The organism is Paracoccus benzoatiresistens (assembly GCF_026913015.1).
Lineage (GTDB): Bacteria > Pseudomonadota > Alphaproteobacteria > Rhodobacterales > Rhodobacteraceae > Paracoccus > Paracoccus benzoatiresistens.
In genome coordinates this window covers 1-18,340 of record NZ_JAPTYD010000062.1, presented here as the reverse complement: position 1 = coordinate 18,340, position 18,340 = coordinate 1, and the positions used below count along the sequence as shown (strand labels likewise).

Annotated in this window: 19 protein-coding genes and 1 tRNA gene; 8 read left to right on the top strand and 12 right to left on the bottom strand. The window is 65.9% G+C overall.

Features of this window, described 5'->3' with window-relative positions:
• The 3 genes from OU682_RS20755 to betC form a co-directional block, all read left to right on the top strand.
• A partial coding sequence (locus OU682_RS20755) for a 3-hydroxyacyl-CoA dehydrogenase family protein (protein WP_268944120.1) occupies positions 1 to 339 on the top strand: 339 nt, incomplete at its 5' end.
• Positions 340 to 427: 88 nt separating this feature from the next.
• Positions 428 to 1,360 carry a choline ABC transporter substrate-binding protein gene (gene choX / locus OU682_RS20750; RefSeq protein WP_268944119.1) on the top strand — a complete coding sequence of 311 codons (933 nt, stop codon included), beginning with the start codon at positions 428 to 430 and terminating at the stop codon, positions 1,358 to 1,360.
• Between the two features lie 4 nt (positions 1,361 to 1,364).
• Positions 1,365 to 2,855 carry a choline-sulfatase gene (gene betC, locus OU682_RS20745; RefSeq protein ID WP_371832289.1) on the top strand — a complete coding sequence of 497 codons (1,491 nt, stop codon included), beginning with the start codon at positions 1,365 to 1,367 and terminating at the stop codon, positions 2,853 to 2,855.
• A gap of 45 nt (positions 2,856 to 2,900) precedes the next feature.
• Here the strand turns inward: betC and OU682_RS20740 are convergent, their stop codons facing one another.
• From OU682_RS20740 to OU682_RS20715, 6 genes are all read right to left on the bottom strand, one after another.
• Positions 2,901 to 3,296: a DUF2852 domain-containing protein gene (locus OU682_RS20740; protein WP_268944121.1), complete on the bottom strand. Its 396-nt coding sequence runs from the start codon at positions 3,294 to 3,296 to the stop codon at positions 2,901 to 2,903.
• A 104-nt stretch (positions 3,297 to 3,400) separates the two neighbouring features.
• Positions 3,401 to 4,015 (bottom strand): TetR/AcrR family transcriptional regulator, encoded by a 615-nt coding sequence (locus tag OU682_RS20735; protein WP_268944117.1) that lies wholly within the window; start codon positions 4,013 to 4,015, stop codon positions 3,401 to 3,403.
• The gene (locus tag OU682_RS20730) at positions 4,016 to 4,294 is read right to left on the bottom strand and encodes an HPr family phosphocarrier protein (protein ID WP_268944116.1); all 279 of its coding nucleotides are present in this window, start codon (positions 4,292 to 4,294) and stop codon (positions 4,016 to 4,018) included.
• Positions 4,291 to 4,713, bottom strand: a complete 423-nt coding sequence (locus OU682_RS20725; protein ID WP_268944115.1) for a PTS sugar transporter subunit IIA — start codon at positions 4,711 to 4,713, stop codon at positions 4,291 to 4,293. Before OU682_RS20725 ends, OU682_RS20730 begins: the two co-directional genes overlap by 4 nt.
• The gene (gene rapZ / locus OU682_RS20720; protein ID WP_268944114.1) at positions 4,710 to 5,711 is read right to left on the bottom strand and encodes an RNase adapter RapZ; all 1,002 of its coding nucleotides are present in this window, start codon (positions 5,709 to 5,711) and stop codon (positions 4,710 to 4,712) included. Before rapZ ends, OU682_RS20725 begins: the two co-directional genes overlap by 4 nt.
• Positions 5,712 to 5,743: 32 nt before the next feature.
• Complete coding sequence (locus tag OU682_RS20715; RefSeq protein WP_268944113.1) at positions 5,744 to 6,154, bottom strand: HPr kinase/phosphorylase; 411 nt, start codon at positions 6,152 to 6,154, stop codon at positions 5,744 to 5,746.
• A 207-nt stretch (positions 6,155 to 6,361) separates the two neighbouring features.
• On the opposite strand from OU682_RS20715, the gene OU682_RS20710 reads away from it, so the two are divergent.
• Positions 6,362 to 7,957, top strand: a complete 1,596-nt coding sequence (locus OU682_RS20710) for a phosphoenolpyruvate carboxykinase (protein WP_268944112.1) — start codon at positions 6,362 to 6,364, stop codon at positions 7,955 to 7,957.
• A 127-nt stretch (positions 7,958 to 8,084) separates the two neighbouring features.
• Here the strand turns inward: OU682_RS20710 and OU682_RS20705 are convergent, their stop codons facing one another.
• The 4 genes from OU682_RS20705 to OU682_RS20690 form a co-directional block, all read right to left on the bottom strand.
• On the bottom strand, positions 8,085 to 10,073 hold the full coding sequence (locus tag OU682_RS20705) for a PhoX family protein (RefSeq protein WP_268944111.1): 1,989 nt from the start codon (positions 10,071 to 10,073) through the stop codon (positions 8,085 to 8,087).
• Between the two features lie 157 nt (positions 10,074 to 10,230).
• A complete protein-coding gene (gene argF / locus OU682_RS20700; RefSeq protein WP_268944110.1) occupies positions 10,231 to 11,157 on the bottom strand; it encodes an ornithine carbamoyltransferase in 927 nt (308 codons plus the stop codon).
• Positions 11,158 to 11,311: 154 nt separating this feature from the next.
• Entirely contained in the window at positions 11,312 to 12,478 is a 1,167-nt protein-coding gene (locus tag OU682_RS20695; RefSeq protein WP_268944109.1) for an aspartate aminotransferase family protein, read from the bottom strand.
• A gap of 140 nt (positions 12,479 to 12,618) precedes the next feature.
• Positions 12,619 to 13,437 carry an ABC transporter permease gene (locus tag OU682_RS20690; protein WP_268944108.1) on the bottom strand — a complete coding sequence of 273 codons (819 nt, stop codon included), beginning with the start codon at positions 13,435 to 13,437 and terminating at the stop codon, positions 12,619 to 12,621.
• A gap of 116 nt (positions 13,438 to 13,553) precedes the next feature.
• Here OU682_RS20690 and OU682_RS20685 point away from each other — a divergent pair, with 116 nt between their 5' ends.
• Entirely contained in the window at positions 13,554 to 14,174 is a 621-nt protein-coding gene (locus tag OU682_RS20685; protein WP_268944107.1) for a GcrA family cell cycle regulator, read from the top strand.
• Here the strand turns inward: OU682_RS20685 and nudC are convergent.
• Positions 14,171 to 15,151 carry an NAD(+) diphosphatase gene (gene nudC, locus OU682_RS20680; protein WP_268944106.1) on the bottom strand — a complete coding sequence of 327 codons (981 nt, stop codon included), beginning with the start codon at positions 15,149 to 15,151 and terminating at the stop codon, positions 14,171 to 14,173. The genes OU682_RS20685 and nudC overlap by 4 nt on opposite strands.
• Before the next feature lie 110 nt (positions 15,152 to 15,261).
• Here nudC and metG point away from each other — a divergent pair, with 110 nt between their 5' ends.
• From metG to OU682_RS20665, 3 genes are all read left to right on the top strand, one after another.
• Complete coding sequence (gene metG, locus OU682_RS20675; RefSeq protein WP_268944105.1) at positions 15,262 to 16,980, top strand: methionine--tRNA ligase; 1,719 nt, start codon at positions 15,262 to 15,264, stop codon at positions 16,978 to 16,980.
• 75 nt (positions 16,981 to 17,055) lie between these two features.
• Complete coding sequence (gene rocF, locus OU682_RS20670) at positions 17,056 to 17,976, top strand: arginase (protein WP_268944104.1); 921 nt, start codon at positions 17,056 to 17,058, stop codon at positions 17,974 to 17,976.
• Between the two features lie 56 nt (positions 17,977 to 18,032).
• Positions 18,033 to 18,117: transfer RNA gene (locus tag OU682_RS20665), tRNA-Leu, on the top strand.
• Positions 18,118 to 18,146: 29 nt separating this feature from the next.
• Here OU682_RS20665 and OU682_RS20660 read toward each other — a convergent pair.
• Positions 18,147 to 18,340: hypothetical protein (locus OU682_RS20660; RefSeq protein ID WP_268944103.1), on the bottom strand; the 194-nt coding region annotated here is incomplete at its 5' end.

Below are 18,340 nucleotides of genomic sequence, written 5' to 3'. Positions count from 1 at the left end.
AGCGCCGAGGATTTCCCGGCCTTCATCGTCAACCGCATCCTGATGCCGATGATCAACGAGGCGGTCTATACGCTCTATGAGGGCGTGGGCAACGTGAAGTCGATCGACGAATCCATGAAGCTGGGCGCGAACCATCCGATGGGCCCTCTGGAGCTGGCGGACTTCATCGGGCTGGACACCTGCCTGGCGATCATGAACGTGCTCCATGACGGGCTGGCCGACACGAAATACCGCCCGTGTCCCCTGCTGACCAAGTATGTCGAGGCCGGCTGGCTGGGCCGCAAGACCGGCCGCGGCTTCTATGACTATCGCGGCGAAACGCCCGTTCCGACACGCTGACGACGTTCGGCGGTTGCTTTCAGGCGCGATTGCGGCAGGAATCCGTTCTTGTCCGGGCGGATAACCAGGAACCCACAGGAGGTTGACCATGAAGGCCCTGAAGATGACGGCCGCGATACTGCTGGCGGCGACGGCCCTGCCCGCTTTGGCGGATGACGCGGGCACCTGCGGCACGGTGCGCTATTCCGATCCGGGCTGGACCGACATCACCGCCACCAACGGCGTGGCGGCGGTCGTGCTGGAAGCGCTTGGCTATACGCCCGAGATCGCCACCCTGTCGGTGCCGGTCGGATACGAGGCGCTGAAGAACGGCCAGACCGACGTGTTCCTGGGCAACTGGATGCCCGCACAGCAGAAGTTCCGCGACGACCTTGATGCGGCGGGCACCATCCAGGAACTGGTGCAGAACCTTGAGGGCGCCAAGTTCACCCTGGCCGTCAACAAGGCCGGCGCCGATGCAGGCGTCAAGGATTTCGCCGACCTGGACGCACAGAAGGACGCCTTTGCCGGCAAGATCTATGGGATTGAGCCCGGCGCGCCTGCCAACCAGTCGATCCAGGCGATGATCGACAATGACGATTTCGGCCTGGGCGATTGGGAACTGGTTGAATCGGGCGAACAGGCGATGCTGGCGCAGGTCAGCCGCAGCGGCGACAGCCCGGTCGTGTTCCTGGCCTGGGCGCCGCATCCGATGAACGAGGCCATCGACATCACCTATCTGTCGGGCGGCGACGCGCAGTTCGGCCCGAACTATGGCGGAGCGACCGTGCACACGCTGGCGCGCAAGGAATGGGTCGCGGCCTGCCCGAATGCGGCCAGGCTGTTCAGCCAGATGGTCTTCGACGTGCCGATGGAGAACGTCCTGATGGGCAAGATCCTGGACGACGGGATCGACGCCAAGGACGCCGCGAAGGAATGGCTTGCCGCCAACCCGGCCGTCGCGGCCAAATGGCTGGACGGCGTGACCACGCTGGATGGTCAGCCCGGCGCAGACGCCCTCAAGGCAGCGGTGGCCGGGTAATCCCTTGCAGCCGAATATCCTGATCCTGATGGCCGACCAGCTGTCGGGGGTGCTTTTCCCCGACGGCCCGGCCCCTTTCCTGCACACCCCGAACCTGAAGCGCCTGGCCGAACGGTCCACGCGCTTTGCCAACACCTATACCGGCAGCCCGCTTTGCGCGCCGGCGCGCGCGAGCTTCATGTCGGGGCAATTGCCGCGCCGCACGCGGGTCTATGACAACGCGGCGGAGTTCGCGTCCGACATCCCGACCTATGCCCATCACCTGCGCCGGGCCGGATACCAGACCTGCCTGTCGGGCAAGATGCACTTCGTAGGCCCCGACCAGCTCCACGGCTTCGAGGAGCGGCTGACCACCGACATCTATCCCGCCGATTTCGGCTGGACGCCTGATTACCGCAAGCCGGGCGAGCGGATCGACTGGTGGTACCACAACCTGGGCAGCGTCACCGGCGCGGGTGTGGCCGAGATCACCAACCAGTACGAATACGACGACGAGGTCGCCTATCACGCCTGCCGCAAGCTTTACGACCTGTCGCGGCGCAAGGACGACCGGCCCTGGTGCCTGACGGTCAGCTTTACCCATCCGCACGACCCCTTCGTGGCGCGTCGCAGGTATTGGGACCTGTACGAGGGCATCCCGGAACTGGAACCGCCCGCGGCCATCGCCTATGACGACATGGACCCGCATTCGCGGCGGCTGATGGATGCCTGCGACTGGCGCGCCTTCGACATCACGCCGGATCATGTCCGCCGCGCCCGCCAGGGCTATTTCGCCAACATCACCTATGTGGACGAGAAGATCGGCGAGATCCTGGACGTGCTTGACCGCACCCGGCAAGAGGCGATCATCCTGTTCCTGTCCGACCACGGCGAGATGCTGGGCGAGCGCGGGATGTGGTTCAAGATGAACTTCTTCGAAGGCTCGGCCCGGGTGCCGCTGATGATCGCCGCGCCCGGAATGGCGCCGGGCCGCGTCGATCAGCCGGTCAGCACCATCGACGTGCTGCCGACGCTCTGCGATCTGGCCGGGCTGCCGATGGACGGGATCGCGCCCTGGACGGACGGCAGGTCGCTGGCGCGGGGCGAGGCCCGCGGGCCGGTGCCCATGGAATACGCGGCCGAGGGCAGCGTGTCGCCGATGGTGGCCCTGCGCGACGGGCGCTGGAAATTCGTGGCCTGCAATGCCGACCCGGACATGCTGTTCGACCTGGACGCCGATCCGGACGAACGGGTGAACCTGGCAGGCGATCCCGCCCATGCCGTCATCCTTGGCCACATGCGCGCCCTTGCGATGCAGCAATGGGATCTGGACACCTATGACGCCGAAGTGCGCCAGTCACAGGCCCGGCGCTGGATCGTCTACGAGGCCTTGCGCAACGGGGCCTATTACCCCTGGGACCACCAGCCCCTGCAACTGGCGTCCGAGCGATACATGCGCAACCACATGGACCTGAACGTGCTGGAGGAAAACCAGCGCTTTCCACGCGGGGAATAGCCTGGGGAAAATGGAAAAAGGGCCGGACGTTCCGGCCCTTCTTCGTCATGCGCCCGGATAGGCGTCCGGCTTTTCGTTGCGGCTCTGCATGAACTGGTCGAATTCGGCCTTGTCCTTGGCCTCGCGCAGTTTTTGCAGGAAGTCCATGAATTCGCGATGCTCTTCCTCCAGCCGTTTCAGCGTTTCCTCGCGATAGGCGTCAAAGGCGCTGTTTCCGGTGCTGGGGGCGTAATAGCGCGCGTGGCGGTTGTGACGGTGGCTGCAACTGAACATGCGCTTGCTCCAGATCATGTAGGCCAGCAGGGCCAGGCCCAGAGGCCAGAAGACGACAAAGCCCAGGATCATGGCTGCGATCCAGGCCAGCTTGCCGCGTTCGTCCAGCCAGTCGCGAGCGCGGATCAGCGGACCCTGGACGCGCGACGACATCGGATAGGCGGGCATTCGATAAGATGCGCTGTGCATCTGAAGGGAACCTCCCATGTTAATGTTAATCACATTTACATAGATGGGTGATACAGGCCGGCCTTCAAGCGGGTTGCCATGAATTATTCGCCGATCAGGCCAAGACCACGCAGATAGATAATCGCGCCGCTTTCCAGCATCTCGGACGCGCTGACCGGGCTGCGGCCGCCGGGCTTGCCGCGAGAGAACAGCTCGACCACGCCATGGCTCAGCGCCCAGATGTGGTTGGCGACCATGCGGGCGGGCGGGCGGCGGTCGGCAGGCAGGCGCAGGGCCATGGCCTCGGCCGCCTCGATCATCGCCCGCTGCGCGCGCTCGGAGGCCGAGGACAGATCGGCATTGCCCGCGATGGACAGGCCGGATTCGAACATTGCCATGTAATGGCCGGGACGTTCGGCGGCGAAATCCAGATAGGCCTGGCCCATCCGCATGAAAGCCGTCAGCGGGCGCGGCTGGCCACCGTCAAAGGCACGTTCCAGCCGTTCGGCGAAATCGACGAATCCCTGCCGGGCGACTTCCTCCAGCAACTCGTCGCGGCCCTTGAAGTGACGGTAAGGCGCGGCCGGAGAGACGCCTGCCCGCCGCGCGGCCTCGGTCAGGGTAAAGGCCAGCGGGCCGGTTTCCTCGATCAGCGCGGCAGTCGCATCGACCAGGGCCTGGCGCAGGTTGCCGTGGTGATAGGACTTGCGCTCGGGCACCTACATGCCTTCGCCAAAATAGTCCGACACCAGGGCTTCAAGCGCATCGGCCAGGGCAGCGGCCTCTGGGCCACTGGTCGTCACGGTGATCTGGCTGCCCCGCGGCGCGGTCAGCATCAGGAGGCCCATGATCGAATCACCGGACACGCTTATGCCGTCCTTTTCGACCTGCGCCTGCGCATCGAAGCGTTCCACCAGATCGACGAACTTGGCGCTGGCGCGGGCATGAAGGCCCTTTTCGTTGATGATGGCCAGATGGCGCGTGATCTGGCCGTTCATCCGAACCGCGTACCCGTGTCCACGGCCGCCTCGATGGGCACATTGTAGGAGTTGATGTATTTCCGCCCGGCTTCCTTGGCAAAGGCCACGGCATCGGACACGGGCAGGTGGCGCGACTTGGCCAGCTTGACCAGCATCGGCAGGTTTGCCCCGTAAAGGATGGTCCGGTCGCGCATCGCGCAAGCCGGCAGCGACAGGTTCGAAGGCGAGCCTCCGAACAGGTCGGTCACGACCACGACACCGTTGCCGTCGTCCACCGAATTGGCCGCAGCCTGAATTTCTGCCGTCTTGGCGGCGCGGTCGTGATCATCCTCGATCGCGACGGCCGCAATGCCGCTTTGCGGACCCACCACATGCTCGACCGCCGAGAGATATTCCCGGGCCAGGCCCCCATGCGCTACGATCACGATTCCAATCAACGCGTTCCACCACGTTCAACAGCGCGCAACCGGCCCGCCTCCTGGGCAATGCCGGAAGCATCGCCCAGGGCCGACGGCGCCGGTATGCGACGCTCGAGTTCCCTGTGCCTTATTGACACCGGCCAGCCTGCCTTCGCAAGCGCAAGACCCACCTTTTCAGCCAAAGTGACGGAACGATGTTGTCCGCCAGTGCAGCCAAAACCGACCGCAAGATGGGACTTGCCCTCGTCGACATAGGCCGGAAGCAGAAACAGGATCATCTGGCACACGCGATCCAGGAATTCCGCAAAGCGCGAATCAGCCTCGACATAGTCCTGCACGGCGCTGTCGCGCCCGGTCAGGGGGCGCAAGTCCGGTTCCCAATGGGGATTGGTCAGGAAGCGGCAGTCGAACATCATGTCGATGCCGCGCGGCACCCCCCGCTTGTAGCTGAAGGAATGCAGCGACACGCTGAGCCTGCCGTCCGGCCGGATGTCGAACCACCGCTTCAGTTCGGCCTTGAGGTCGTGGGGCGAAAGTTCCGAGGTATCGACCAGCACATCGGCCCGCACGCGGATCGGCGACAGCAGGTCGACTTCCGCCATGACGCCCGCCGCCGGGGCGCTGTCGGGCGACAGGGGATGGCGGCGGCGGGTTTCGTTGTAGCGCCGTTCCAGCACCTCGGGGGCGCAGTCCAGAAACAGAACCTCGGGGGCATAGCGGGGGTCGCGGGTCAGCTTGTCGATCAACTCGATCACGTTGCTTGCGGAAAAGTCGCGGTTGCGCACGTCCAGGCCAAGCGCCAGCGGCACGGGACGGCTTGGCCCGTCCAGCAGCCGGGGGATCAGCGACAAGGGCAGGTTGTCGATCGCCTCGAAGCCCAGATCCTCCAGCACGTTGATGGCGGTAGAGCGCCCGGCACCAGACGGTCCGGTGACCAGCACCAGCCGCTGCACCCCTTCCTCGGGGGCGGGATCGACAGATCTTGCGGTGGTGGGATCGTCGGCCAGATTGACCATCTCTCCTGCCTTTTCGGGATCCAAAGCTCTTGTCACGCAACCCGGCCGCCCAGCAAAAGCTGCCGCAGCGCAGCGTAAAGATGCGGTCGATAAGGCCCTGTGACAAGGGGCAAGCCCATTCCCAGCACATCATAGCTGCGCGACTGTGGCAGGCGATCCCCAGGCCCCGCGCCCAGATCGATGACCTGCGCCAGCCTCACCGGGCCAGAGGGTTGCGCCGACAGGATGCCGATGCCCCGCGCCTCGATCCGGCCAAGCAGCGCGGGCGGGCAACTGGCGATGATCGCATCGCCGTCCCTGCGCAGGTCGGTGCGGTCGTCCGCCACCAATCCGGCCCCTGTCGCCATCAGTTCTAAGGCCAGCGTCGACTTGCCCGATCCCGACGGTCCAAGGATCAGCAACCCGGCATCCTGAAGCGCGATCGTGGTGGCATGGACCTGCATTTGCGAATCACTTTCCCGTCTTTTCACCGCGTCAAGGTCTTGGCCCAGGCTCGCGGAACAACTTGCCCCGGTCATGTTTGCGATAACATGTACTGTTTCCGCTAACTGTTCGCGCCATCTTCTTTTTTGCCCTTCGGCGCATGCTATAGCCGCCGCATACTGTTTACGACAGTGTCACATGCCAATCGATTGAGGAGCATCGAGACCATGGCCAGCCGTGTAAACCCGAACTGCAAGCTTGAGGATCAGGGAATCGAGGGCCTCGGCCGGGTTTACTACAACCTCCTGGAGCCTGCCCTGATGACCGAGGCCGTGGCCCGCGGCGAAGGCAAGCTGGGACCGGGCGGCACCTTCCTGGTCTCGACCGGCGCGCATACCGGCCGTTCGCCCAGGGACAAGTTCGTGGTCCGCACCCCCGACGTGGAAGATGCGATCTGGTGGGACAACAACAAGCCGATGGCACCCGAGGCCTTTGACCTGCTGTATGCGGACATGCTGGAGCACATGAAGGGCCGCGACTATTTCGTGCAGGATCTGTTCGGCGGCGCCGACCCGGCGGAACGGCTGGACGTGCGCGTGGTCACCGAACTGGCCTGGCACGGGCTGTTCATCCGCCACCTGCTGCGCCGCCCCGAGGCTTCTGAACTGGAAAGCTTCGCCCCCGAATTCACCATCATCAACTGCCCCAGCTTCAAGGCCGACCCCGCCAGGCACGGCTGCCGCAGCAAGACGGTGATCGCGCTGAATTTCCAGAAGAAGCTGATCCTGATCGCGAATACCGCCTATGCGGGCGAGAACAAGAAGTCGGTCTTCACGCTGCTGAACTACCTTCTGCCGGAAAAGGGCATCATGCCGATGCACTGTTCCGCAAACCACGCCATCGGCAACCCCGACGACAGCGCCGTCTTCTTCGGCCTGTCGGGTACCGGCAAGACCACCCTGTCGGCCGATCCCTCGCGCGTGCTGATCGGCGACGACGAACACGGCTGGTCGGACAAGGGCATCTTCAACTTCGAGGGCGGCTGCTACGCCAAGACCATCAACCTGTCGCGCGAGGCCGAGCCCGAAATCCACGCCACCTGCTCGCGTTTCGGCACGGTGATCGAGAACATGGTCTTCGACGAAGACACGCTGGAGCTGGATTTCGAGGATAACTCGATCACCGACAACATGCGCTGCGCCTATCCGCTGGAGGCGATCAGCAACGCGTCCCCCACCAGCCTGGGCGGGCATCCGAAGAACGTGATCATGCTGACCTGCGACGCCTATGGCGTTCTGCCGCCGATCGCGCGACTGACCCCGGCGCAGGCGATGTATCATTTCCTCTCGGGCTTCACCTCGAAGACGCCGGGGACCGAGGTCGGCGTGGTCGAGCCGGTCCCGACCTTCTCGACCTGTTTCGGCGCGCCCTTCATGCCGCGCCGCCCTGAGGTCTATGGCAAGCTCCTGCAGGAAAAGATCGCCCAGCACGGCGCAAGCTGCTGGCTGGTCAACACCGGCTGGACCGGCGGCGCCTTCGGGACGGGCAAGCGGATGCCCATCGCCGCGACCCGCGCCCTGCTGGCCGCTGCATTGGACGGCAGCCTGAATGACGTGCAGTTCCGCAAGGACCCGAACTTCGGCTTCGAGGTTCCGGTCTCGGTGCCGGGCGTGGACGCCCAACTGCTGGATCCGCGCCAGACCTGGACCGATCCTGCCGCCTATGACAAGCAGGCGGCCAAGCTGGTGCAGATGTTCAGCGACAACTTCGCGCAATATCTGGAAGCCATCGACGACGAGGTTCGGGCCGCCGCCATCGGCTGAACAGGCCGGGAATTAACGTGAAAGGCCGCGCGGGTTGCGCGGCCTTTTGCTTTCCGGCTTAGGGGTGCGTGCTTGCACGCACCACGATCCTTGCGCAAACGGTGCGTGCAAGCACGCACCCTCCGGCTTACCCGATCTTTCCGCCGCCCTGTTTCGTGATCGCCACAACTGCCGGGCGCACCGGCATCGCGTCGTCGAAGTCCGGCCAGCGGGTGGACAGATCCTCGTAATAGGACGGGCGGCCATGGCCTTCCCAGTCGTCGCCGCCATCGCCCGGATGCTGGACGGCGACGAAGAAGGTGGTCATGTCCTCGGTGATGCAGGGACCGCACATCTCGCCCCCGACCGGCACGCGATAGAACAGCCGCGAGGTGCCGCGGGCCGTGCCCTCGGTATCGACGGCCCAGAGCCCGTCCGTGCGCCCCGTGTCCGACATCGAGTTGCCGTCGGTCGAGACCCACAACCGACCGTCGGCATCGACGGCGGCGTTGTCGGGCATCCCGAACCAGCCGTTCACCGTGGTTTCGGTCGAGAAGGTCGCGCCCACCTCGGCGATCGACGGATCGCCGCATTTCACCAGGATTTCCCAGGTGCCCGAGGTCGCGGTGAAATCGCCGTCCTGCTCGATGATCTCGATGATATGGCCAAAGGCGTTGTCCACGCGCGGGTTGGCGGCGTTGGCTTCCTCGCGCTTGGTGTTGTTGGTCAGCATGACATAGGCGCGGCCGGTGACCGGGTTCGGCTGGATGTCCTCGGGGCGGTCCATCGGCGTCGCTTCCAGCAGGTCGGCGGCGCGGCGGGTCTCGATCAGCACGTCCGCCTGGCTGGCAAAGCCGTTCTCGGCGGTCAGCGGGCCTTGGCCCTGGACCAGCGGCAGCCATTCAACGCGGCCGCCCTCGTCGAAGCGCGCGACGTAAAGCGTGCCCTCGTCCAGCAGGTCCATGTTGGCGGCGCGGTCGTCGGGGTTGTACTTGCCCGCCGTCACGAACTTGTAGACGTAGTCGAAGCGTTCGTCGTCGCCCAGATAGAAGACCACGCGGCCATCCTTGGCCACGACGCTTTCCGCGCCCTCGTGCTTGAATCGGCCAAGCGCAGTGCGTTTCCTGGGCTTGGAGGCCGGATCCATCACGTCCACCTCGACGATCCAACCGAAGCGGTTGGCTTCGTTCGGGTCCTTCGAGACATCGAAACGCTCGTGGAACTTGCCCCAGGCATAGGTCGCCTCGGGGATGCCAAGGCGCTCGTAGTTCGCGGCCTCGGCATGGCCCTCGGGCAACCCGCCCATGAAATAGCCGTGGATGTTCTCCTCGGCCATGATGTAGGTGCCCCAGGGGGTCACGCCGCCCGCGCAGTTGTTGATGGTGCCGAAGACCTTGCGGCCCGACGGATCGGCGACGGTCTGCAGGCGGGCATGGCCCGCGGCAGGGCCGCGCAGTTCCATTTCGGTCTTGGCGGTGATGCGGCGGTTCAGCGCGCCATCCAGCACCGGCTGCCATTTGCCGTTCACGCGGCGGATCTCGATGATCGTGCCGCCATGGGCGGCCATCTCGATGTTGACGCGGGTCTCGTCGGCGTCAGACACCTCGATCTCGCCATCCTTGATGGTGACGATGCCGGGGAACATCAGATGTTCGTTGGTGTATTCGTGGTTCACGACCAGCAGGCCGCGATCGGCGGCGCCGTCCAGCGGGATGAAGCCCACGAAGTCGTTGTTATAGCCGAACTGGCGTTCCTGCGCGGCCTCGGACTGGTTGGCCGGATCGAATTCGGGCCCGTCGGCAAAGACCTTGTCGCCCCACCGCAGCAGCACGTCGGCATCATAGCCCTCGGCCACATGGTGGTCGGCATCGACGCCCGCCGTCACCTCGGGGAAGTCGAAGGCCGAGCCATTGACGCGGCCCTGCGCCTGCGCATCCGTGGCCGAGAGCAGCGCGATCGGGCTGACCGTCGCCGAGATCGCCGTCACCGCCATGGACCCCTTCAGGAACCCGCGACGGGAAAAGCGCGCGGCGATGATTTCACCCATCGTGCGGTTCTTCGTCGGGTTCAGGCCTGGGCCGTCGGCGTCCTCCAGCTTGCTGGTGCGAAAGATGTTTCGGATCTGCTGGTCACGCATCGCGCTCTCCTGGCTGGTCGTTTGGGCCTTTGTCGGGCCGGTCGGGCAGCGATTAAGGGGACGGTGCAACAGTGATGCGTCAGGATTGTGAAGATTTTTCGAAAGCGCCGCCGGTCAGCGAAACGCCCGCCGGGCGGCGGGCGTTCGGGCAGTTCGGTCAGACGCCAAGGCACCAGCGCATCACCGCCTTCTGGGCGTGAAGGCGGTTCTCGGCCTCGTCCCAGATGACCGAATGGGGGCCATCCATGACGGCGCTGGTCACCTCGTCCTCTCGGTGCGCGGGCAGGCAATGCATGAACAGGCTGTCCGGCTTGGCGCGCGCCATCAGCGGCTCGTTCACCTGATAGCCGCGCAGCTGGTTGTGGCGGCGCTCCTTGGCCGACTGGGGATCATGCATGGACACCCAGGTATCGGCGATGACCAGATCGGCGCCTTCGACGGCCTTCGCCGGATCGCGTTCGATGGTGACGCCAACCCCCTGGGCGCGGGCAAAGTCCAGCGCCTCGCGTTCGGGGTCGAGCGGCGGAGGCCCCGAGAAGGTAAAGTCATAGCCGAACTGGCCCGCCCCGTGGATCACGCTGGCGCAGACATTGTTGCCGTCGCCCAGCCAGACGACCTTGCGCCCCGCGATCGGCCCGCGATGTTCCTCGAAGGTCATCACGTCGGCCATGATCTGGCAGGGGTGGGTGCGGTTCGTCAGGCCGTTGATCACGGGAACGGTTGCGTATTCCGCCATCTCCAGAAGCGTCGCTTCCTCGAACGTCCGGATCATGATGAGGTCCACATAGCGCGACAGCACGCGGGCGGTATCGGCGATCGTCTCGCCATGGCCCAGCTGCATCTCGCTGCCCGACAGCACCATCGTCTGCCCGCCCATCTGGCGCACGCCCACGTCAAAGCTGACGCGGGTCCGGGTCGAGGGTTTTTCGAAGATCAGCGCAACCATGCGGCCCGCCAGCGGCTGGTGGTCGTCGGGCGTGCCCTTGGGACGGCCGTTGCGGGCGGCCTTCATGGCAAGCGCCTGGTCGATGATCGACCGCAGCTCGGTCTTGTCGGTCGTATGGATATCCAGAAAATGCTTCATCTTCACGTCTTTCGCGATTTGGGCAAGAAAGCCCGCTTGGGCAGCCGGGGTCAAGGCCCCGGGCAGGATCGGCACGAAAGATGAAGGCTATCGTCGACGCGTCAGCCGGCGGCAGGGATGGGTCCCGCCGCCGATGTCTTGTAGGGGCGCATCGTCAGGCAAGGCTTGCCGCCGCCTTGTCCAGCCGGGCGACGGCCTCGGCGATCTCGTCGTCCTGAATGTTCAGGGGCGGCAGCAGGCGCAGGGTGTTGTCGGCGGCGGGCACGGTCAACAGGTGCTGCGCGTATCCGGCCTTGACCACATCCGTCGGCGCGACCTTGCATTTCAGGCCCAGCATCAGCCCCTGGCCGCGCACGCTTTCGAAGACATCGGGGTGGGCGGCGACCAGCCCTTCCAGCCTTTGCCGGAACAGGGCGGCCTTGCGGTTCACCTCGGCCAGGAAGGCATCGGTGGCGACGATCTCCATGACGCGGGCACCCACGGCACAGGCCAGGGGGTTGCCGCCATAGGTCGATCCGTGCGTGCCCGCGACCATCCCGGCCGCGGCCTCTTCGGTGGCCAGCACCGCGCCTAGGGGGAAGCCCCCGCCAATGCCCTTGGCGACCATCATGATGTCGGGCGTGATGCCCGTATATTCATGCGCGAACAGCCGCCCCGTCCGGCCCATGCCGCACTGGACCTCGTCCAGGACCAGCAGCGCGTCATATTTGTCGCAAAGCGCCCGGATTTCCTGCAGGTCGGCATCGGGCAGCGGGCGGATGCCGCCCTCGCCCTGCACCGGTTCGATCATCACCGCCGCCGTGCGGTCGCTGATGGCGGACCGAAGCGCCGCCATGTCGCCCCAAGGCAGTTGCCGAAAGCCCGGCATCAGCGGGCCGAAGCCCTTGACCATCTTTTCCGACCCCGCCGCCGCGATGGCGCCGGTAGAGCGGCCGTGGAACGCGCCCTCGAAGGTCAGGATCTCGGTCCGGTCCTGGCCCTGGTCGAACCAGTACTTGCGCACCATCTTGATCGCCAGTTCGGCAGCCTCGGTCCCCGAATTGGTGATAAAGGCGGTATCGGCGAAGGTATGTTCGACCAGCAGGTCCGCCAGCCGTTCCTGCTGCGGGATCTGGTACAGGTTCGACACATGCCAGATCTTGCCTGCCTGCTCTGTCAGCGCGGCGACCAGATCGGGGTTCGCATGGCCCAGCACGTTCACCGCGATCCCCGATCCCAGGTCCAGGTATCGGCTGCCGTCCGTGGCGATGGCCCAGGACCCCTCGCCCTTTTCAAAGGCGATGGGCGCGCGGTTATAGGTCGGCAGGACGTGCGAAATCATGGCGGATTCCCGATTGGCAGAAGCGGATTGTGAAGGCAGGCGGGATCGGACGGTGACTGAACGTCAACGTCGGGGACGGGCGATGGTGGCGGTCCGCGCGATCATGCCCCGGCCATAGCGCCGATTCGGCCTTCGCGCAATCACGCTTTCATCCGATAGCCGCTTTTCAGCCAACGCCAGGCCAGCCACAGCACAAGCGCCACGACAAGGGTGCAGATCAGCAGCCCCCGCCAGACCGGGGCGTCGCTGACACCGGTGACGCCATATCGCGCACCATCGATCAGATAGAAGACCGGGTTCCAGTGCGACAGCGTTCGGAAGGGCTCGGGCAGGGCCTCGACCGAATAGAAGGTGCCGGACAGGAAGGACAGCGGCGTGATGACGAAGTTGCTGATCGCGGCCATCTGGTCGAACTTCTGCGCCAGGACCCCCGCCAGGATCCCCAAGCCCCCCAGCAGCAGCGCGGCCAGCAGGACAAAGACCAGCGCCCAGGCCGGATGCGCGATGCCGCGCCCCGTGACCAGCACCATTCCGGTGCCGATCACCGCCCCCACCAGCCCGGCGCGGGCGACCGATCCGGCCAGATAGCCCGTCAGCAATTCTCCCGCCGACAAGGGCGGCATCAGCGTATCGACGATGTTGCCCTGCACCTTGGCCGAGGTGATCGAGCTGGAGGTATTGGCAAAGGCGTTCTGGATCACCGTCATCATCAGGATGCCCGGCCCCAGGAAGACCAGATAAGGAAGGCCCATCACCTCTCCCCTGCCCTGCCCCATGGCCAGCGCGAAGATCAGCACGAACAGGGCCGCCGTCATCAGGGGCGCAAAGACCGTCTGCTGCCACACGGCCATGAAGCGCATGATCTCTCGGGTGGCCAGGGTTCGGAGGCCCAGCCAGTTGACGCGGCCGAAGCGGCGCACGCCCATGGCCTGAGGGTCGGGAAGGGTTGTCTGACGCATCCGGCGGTCCTTGAATTTCTGGCGCTAGGCGGCTAAATCTCGGCATCCCGTTTCTGACGGGGGCAATCGCAGGATTCAAGATGGGGCGGCGGACGGTTCCGCCCGGAAAGGCAGCCATGTCCTGGACGGACGAACGCGTCGAGACGCTGAAGCGCATGTGGGCCGAAGGCCAGTCGGCCAGCGCCATCGCCAAGGAACTGGGCGGCGTGACCCGCAACGCGGTCATCGGCAAGGTCCACCGCCTGGGGCTGTCGAACCGCAACGACGAGCCCGAGCCTGCCCCCGCGCCCGCCCCCGAACCCGCCATCGGATCAGGGGCCGAGAAGAAGATCGACCGCAAGCCCGCCCCCGCAGCCCAGGCCCCCCGGCCCGAACCGCAGCCGGAGATCGCCGCCGCGCCCACCCCGCCGGCCGAGGAAGAACCCGTGACCCAACCCGTCTTCACCCCCGTCCCGCGCCGGCCCATCGTGCCCGCGGGCCAGCCCCTGCCGCCGCAACCCTCGGCCAACGAGATCAGCCCGGAAACCCTGGCCTCGGTCCGCGAGGTCGAGAAGCGCGCCCGCAAGCTGACGCTGATGGAACTGACCGAACGCACCTGCAAATGGCCGATCGGCGACCCCGCGACCGAGAAGTTCTGGTTCTGCGGGCTGCCCAGCCAGCCCGGCAAGCCCTATTGCGAGGCCCATGTCAGCGTGGCCTTCCAGCCGATGAGCTCGCGCCGCGACCGGCGGCGCTAAGGCAGCGCCTCAAGCCCAGGCACGGGTGCGGGCTGGAAGCCGGGCACCCGGCCCTCGACCCAGGCACGCAGGATCGCCTGGGCGATGGACCCCTTGCGCGCGGGGCGGATACGTTCGTGCCGCCCCGCCAACGCGTCGGCGATTTCCGCCTTGTCGGCCCACAGGGCGTGCTCCAGTTCGGAAGGGTCGATGGTGATGGCGCTTGTCACGGCCCGCGCCACGCAGCCGATCATCAGCGAGGCCGGGAACGGCCAGGGCTGCGACGTCAGATAGCGCACATCGCCGATCCTGATGGCGGATTCCTCGTGAACCTCGCGGCGGACGGCTTCCTCGACGGATTCGCCGGGCTCGATGAACCCGGCCAGCAGGGAATACATCCCCTCGTCCCATCCGGGCTGGCGTCCCAGCAGCACGCGGTCGCCATCCAGGACCAGCATGATCACCACCGGATCGGTGCGGGGAAAATGCGGGCGCTTGCAAGCCGGGCAATCAAACCGCCAGCCCGCATGGGCCACGACATTGCGCGCCCCGCAGTTCGAACAGAAGCCATGGCTGCGCCGCCATTCGAAGATGCCCTTCGCCGGTGCGGCGATCCCGGCATCGCGGTGGTTCAGTTCGGGCAGGACGGCACGCAGATCGACGAACTGCCGGGTTTCCGGCAGCCCCAGGACCGTCGCGGGGTCGCCGTCGGGCGGGGCCAGCCCCGACAGATCAACGGCGAAATGCGCGATGCCGTCGGCGTCTAGGCCCAGAAACAGCGACGTGGCGGCCCGATCCCTGACCAGCGGATCGCCGGAAGGCAGCCATGCCAGCCGTGGCCCCGGACCTGCCTCGAACAGCGGCTTTCCCTGCCAGAAGGGCAGCACGCGGGTTGCGGGATCGGCCAGATACCCTGCCAGGGCATCGGCATTGCCGCGCAGCCGGTCGGCGCGGTCCAGATAGCTGCCGGCAAAGGTGATTTCGGATTCTCTGATCATGGCCGGGACGCTGCACGGTCTAGCGGATGGCGGCAAGCCCCTTGGCGGACCCGGCACTTTCCATCGCGCCGCAAGGCGGCTACACAAGCGCCGACCCAAAGGACGCGACCATGGCCCGCCATCTCATCACCTCTGCCCTGCCCTATATCAACGGCATCAAGCATCTGGGGAACCTCGTCGGGTCCCAGCTGCCCGCCGACCTTTACGCCCGCTATCTGCGCGCGCGCGGGCACGAGGTGATGTTCATCTGCGCCACCGACGAACACGGCACGCCCGCCGAACTCGCCGCCGCCAAGACGGGCGAACCGGTGGCCGACTACTGCGCGCGGATGCATGGCGAGCAGTCGGCGCTGGCGCGCGGCTTCGGCCTCTCCTTCGACCATTACGGCCGCTCCTCCAGCGACCGCAACCGGGTGCTGACCCAGCATTTCGCGGGCCGCCTGGCCGATGCGGGCTATATCGCCGAGGTCAGCGAAAAGCAGGTCTATTCCGTCGATGACGGCCGCTTCCTGCCCGACCGCTATATCGAGGGCACCTGCCCCAACTGCGGCTATGACAAGGCGCGCGGCGACCAGTGCGAGAACTGCACCAAGCAGCTTGACCCCACCGACCTGATCGACCCGCGCAGCGCAATTTCCGGCAGCACGAACCTTGAGGTGCGGGAAACCAAGCACCTGTATCTGCGCCAGTCCGCGCTGAAGGACCGGATCAGCGCCTGGATCGACAGCAAGACCGACTGGCCGATCCTGACGACCTCGATCGCCCGCAAGTGGCTGAACGACGGCGAAGGGTTGCAGGACCGGGGCATCACCCGCGACCTTCATTGGGGCGTGCCTGTCAGGCGCGGCGACCAGCCCTGGCCGGGGATGGAGGGCAAGGTCTTCTATGTCTGGTTCGACGCCCCCATCGAATACATCGCCGCGACTGCCGAATGGGCGGATGCCAACGGCAAGACGGATGCGGACTGGCGCCGCTGGTGGCGCCGCGACGAGGGCGCCGAGGACGTGACCTATACCCAGTTCATGGGCAAGGATAACGTCCCCTTCCACACCCTGTCCTTCCCCGCCACCCTGATCGGCTCGGGCGAGCCCTGGCGGATGGTCGATTACATCAAGTCCTTCAACTACCTGACCTATGACGGCGGGCAGTTCAGCACCTCCCAGGGGCGCGGCGTCTTCATGGACCACGCACTGGAGATCCTGCCTGCCGACTACTGGCGGTGGTGGCTGCTGTCCCATGCCCCGGAATCGGGGGACAGCGAGTTCACCTGGGAAAACTTCCAGCAATCCGTGAACAAGGACCTGGCAGACGTGCTGGGCAACTTCGTCAGCCGGATCACCAAGTTCTGCCGGTCGAAATTCGGAGAGACCGTCCCGGAAGGCGGAAGCTACGGCCCCGAGGAAGCGCAACTGATCGAGGCGCTGACCACCCGCATCCGCGCCTACGAGGCCACCATGCAGGGGATCGAGGTCCGCAAGTCCGCCGCCGAACTGCGCGCGATCTGGGTGCTGGGCAACGAATACCTGCAATCCGCAGCCCCCTGGTCCACCTTCAAGACCGACCCCGACAGGGCCGCGATGCAGGTCCGGCTGGGCCTGAACCTGATCCGTCTTTACGCGGTGCTGTCGGCGCCCTTCATCCCCTTCGCCGCCCGCGCGATGCTGGAGGCGATGGGAACCGCCGATGACCGCTGGCCCGACGACGTCGCGGCGGCGCTGGCCGCCCTGCCCGCCGGCCACGCCTTCACCGTGCCGGATGTGCTGTTCGCCAAGATCACCGACGAACAGCGCGCCGAATGGGAGGAGCGCTTCAAGGGCGTGCGCCAGTAACGCCCGGCAGCGGTGGACATTCGCGGGCGGGCCGCCTTTAGTTGGCGGCGAACGCCCTCAAGCGAAAGGCCCCCCATGACGCATTGCATCCTTCTGGGCGCGCCCTTGGACGAAGGGCAGCGCCGCCCCGGCTGCCTGATGGGTCCCGCCGCCTATCGCGTCGCCGGGCTGGCGCAGACGCTGGTCGCGCTGAACCATTCGGTCGAGGATCGCGGCGATGTGTTGCCCGGTCCCGCGCCGCGCGCGACCTGCACCAATCGCGCCGTCCACCACCTGCCCGAGATGCTCGCCTGGACCGAGGCCCTGCGCGAGGCCACGGCCGATGCCCTGCAGGACGGGCTGCCGATCATCATGGGCGGCGATCACGCGCTTGCGCTTGGCACCGTGGCGGGCGCTGCGGTTCACGCCGAACGCATGGGGCGCCCGCTGTTCGTTCTGTGGCTGGACGCGCATAGCGACATCCACACGGTGGAAAGCACGACCTCGGGCAACCTGCATGGCACGCCGATCGCCTATGCGCTCGGGCTGCCGGGCTTCGATCCCTTCCCGCCCTTTCCCCATCCGGTGCCCGGCCACAATATCTGCATGTTCGGCATCCGCAGCGTCGATCCGGCAGAACATGCCGCGATGCAGGCCATCGACATCACCGTAAACGACATGCGGGTGCTGGACGAATACGGCATCGTCGCCCCGCTGCGCGGCTTCCTGGACCGCGTGCAGGCGGCGGGCGGAATGCTGCACGTCTCGCTGGACGTGGATTTCCTGGACCCCTCCATCGCGCCCGCCGTCGGCACCACCGTCCCCGGCGGCACCACTTTCCGCGAGGCGCATCTGGTGATGGAATTGTTGCACGAATCGGGTCTTGTGACCTCGCTTGACCTGGTCGAGCTGAACCCGTTCCTGGACGACCGGGGCCGCACGGCCAAGCTGATGGTCGATCTGGTCGGCAGCCTGATGGGCCGCAAGGTCTTCGACCGCCCCACCCGCAGCTTCTAGTCCGCAGCCGCTGAAGCCTTGCCAAACCCCGTTCCGCCCGCTAGCGACACGGGGGCGCGGGCGTGGCGGAATGGTAGACGCATGGGACTTAAACTCCCTGGAGCCTGGCTCGTGCGGGTTCAAGTCCCGCCGCCCGCACCAAATTTTCAAGAAATTTCGTTATATATCAGTTAGTTATACTGGTAGTGCGTTTTTTGATACACACCGCCGCACACACCAGTTGCGGCGGTGGATAATTGCAGCTTAGTGCAGGTCTTGTCTGGCGCCAGCCTGCCGGACCAGCCGGTAGTGTCAACGGCGGTGCAAAATCCGGCCACGCGGCGGCGCAAAACCAGGCCAGGTGGCGGTGACTGGCGCCATGGCG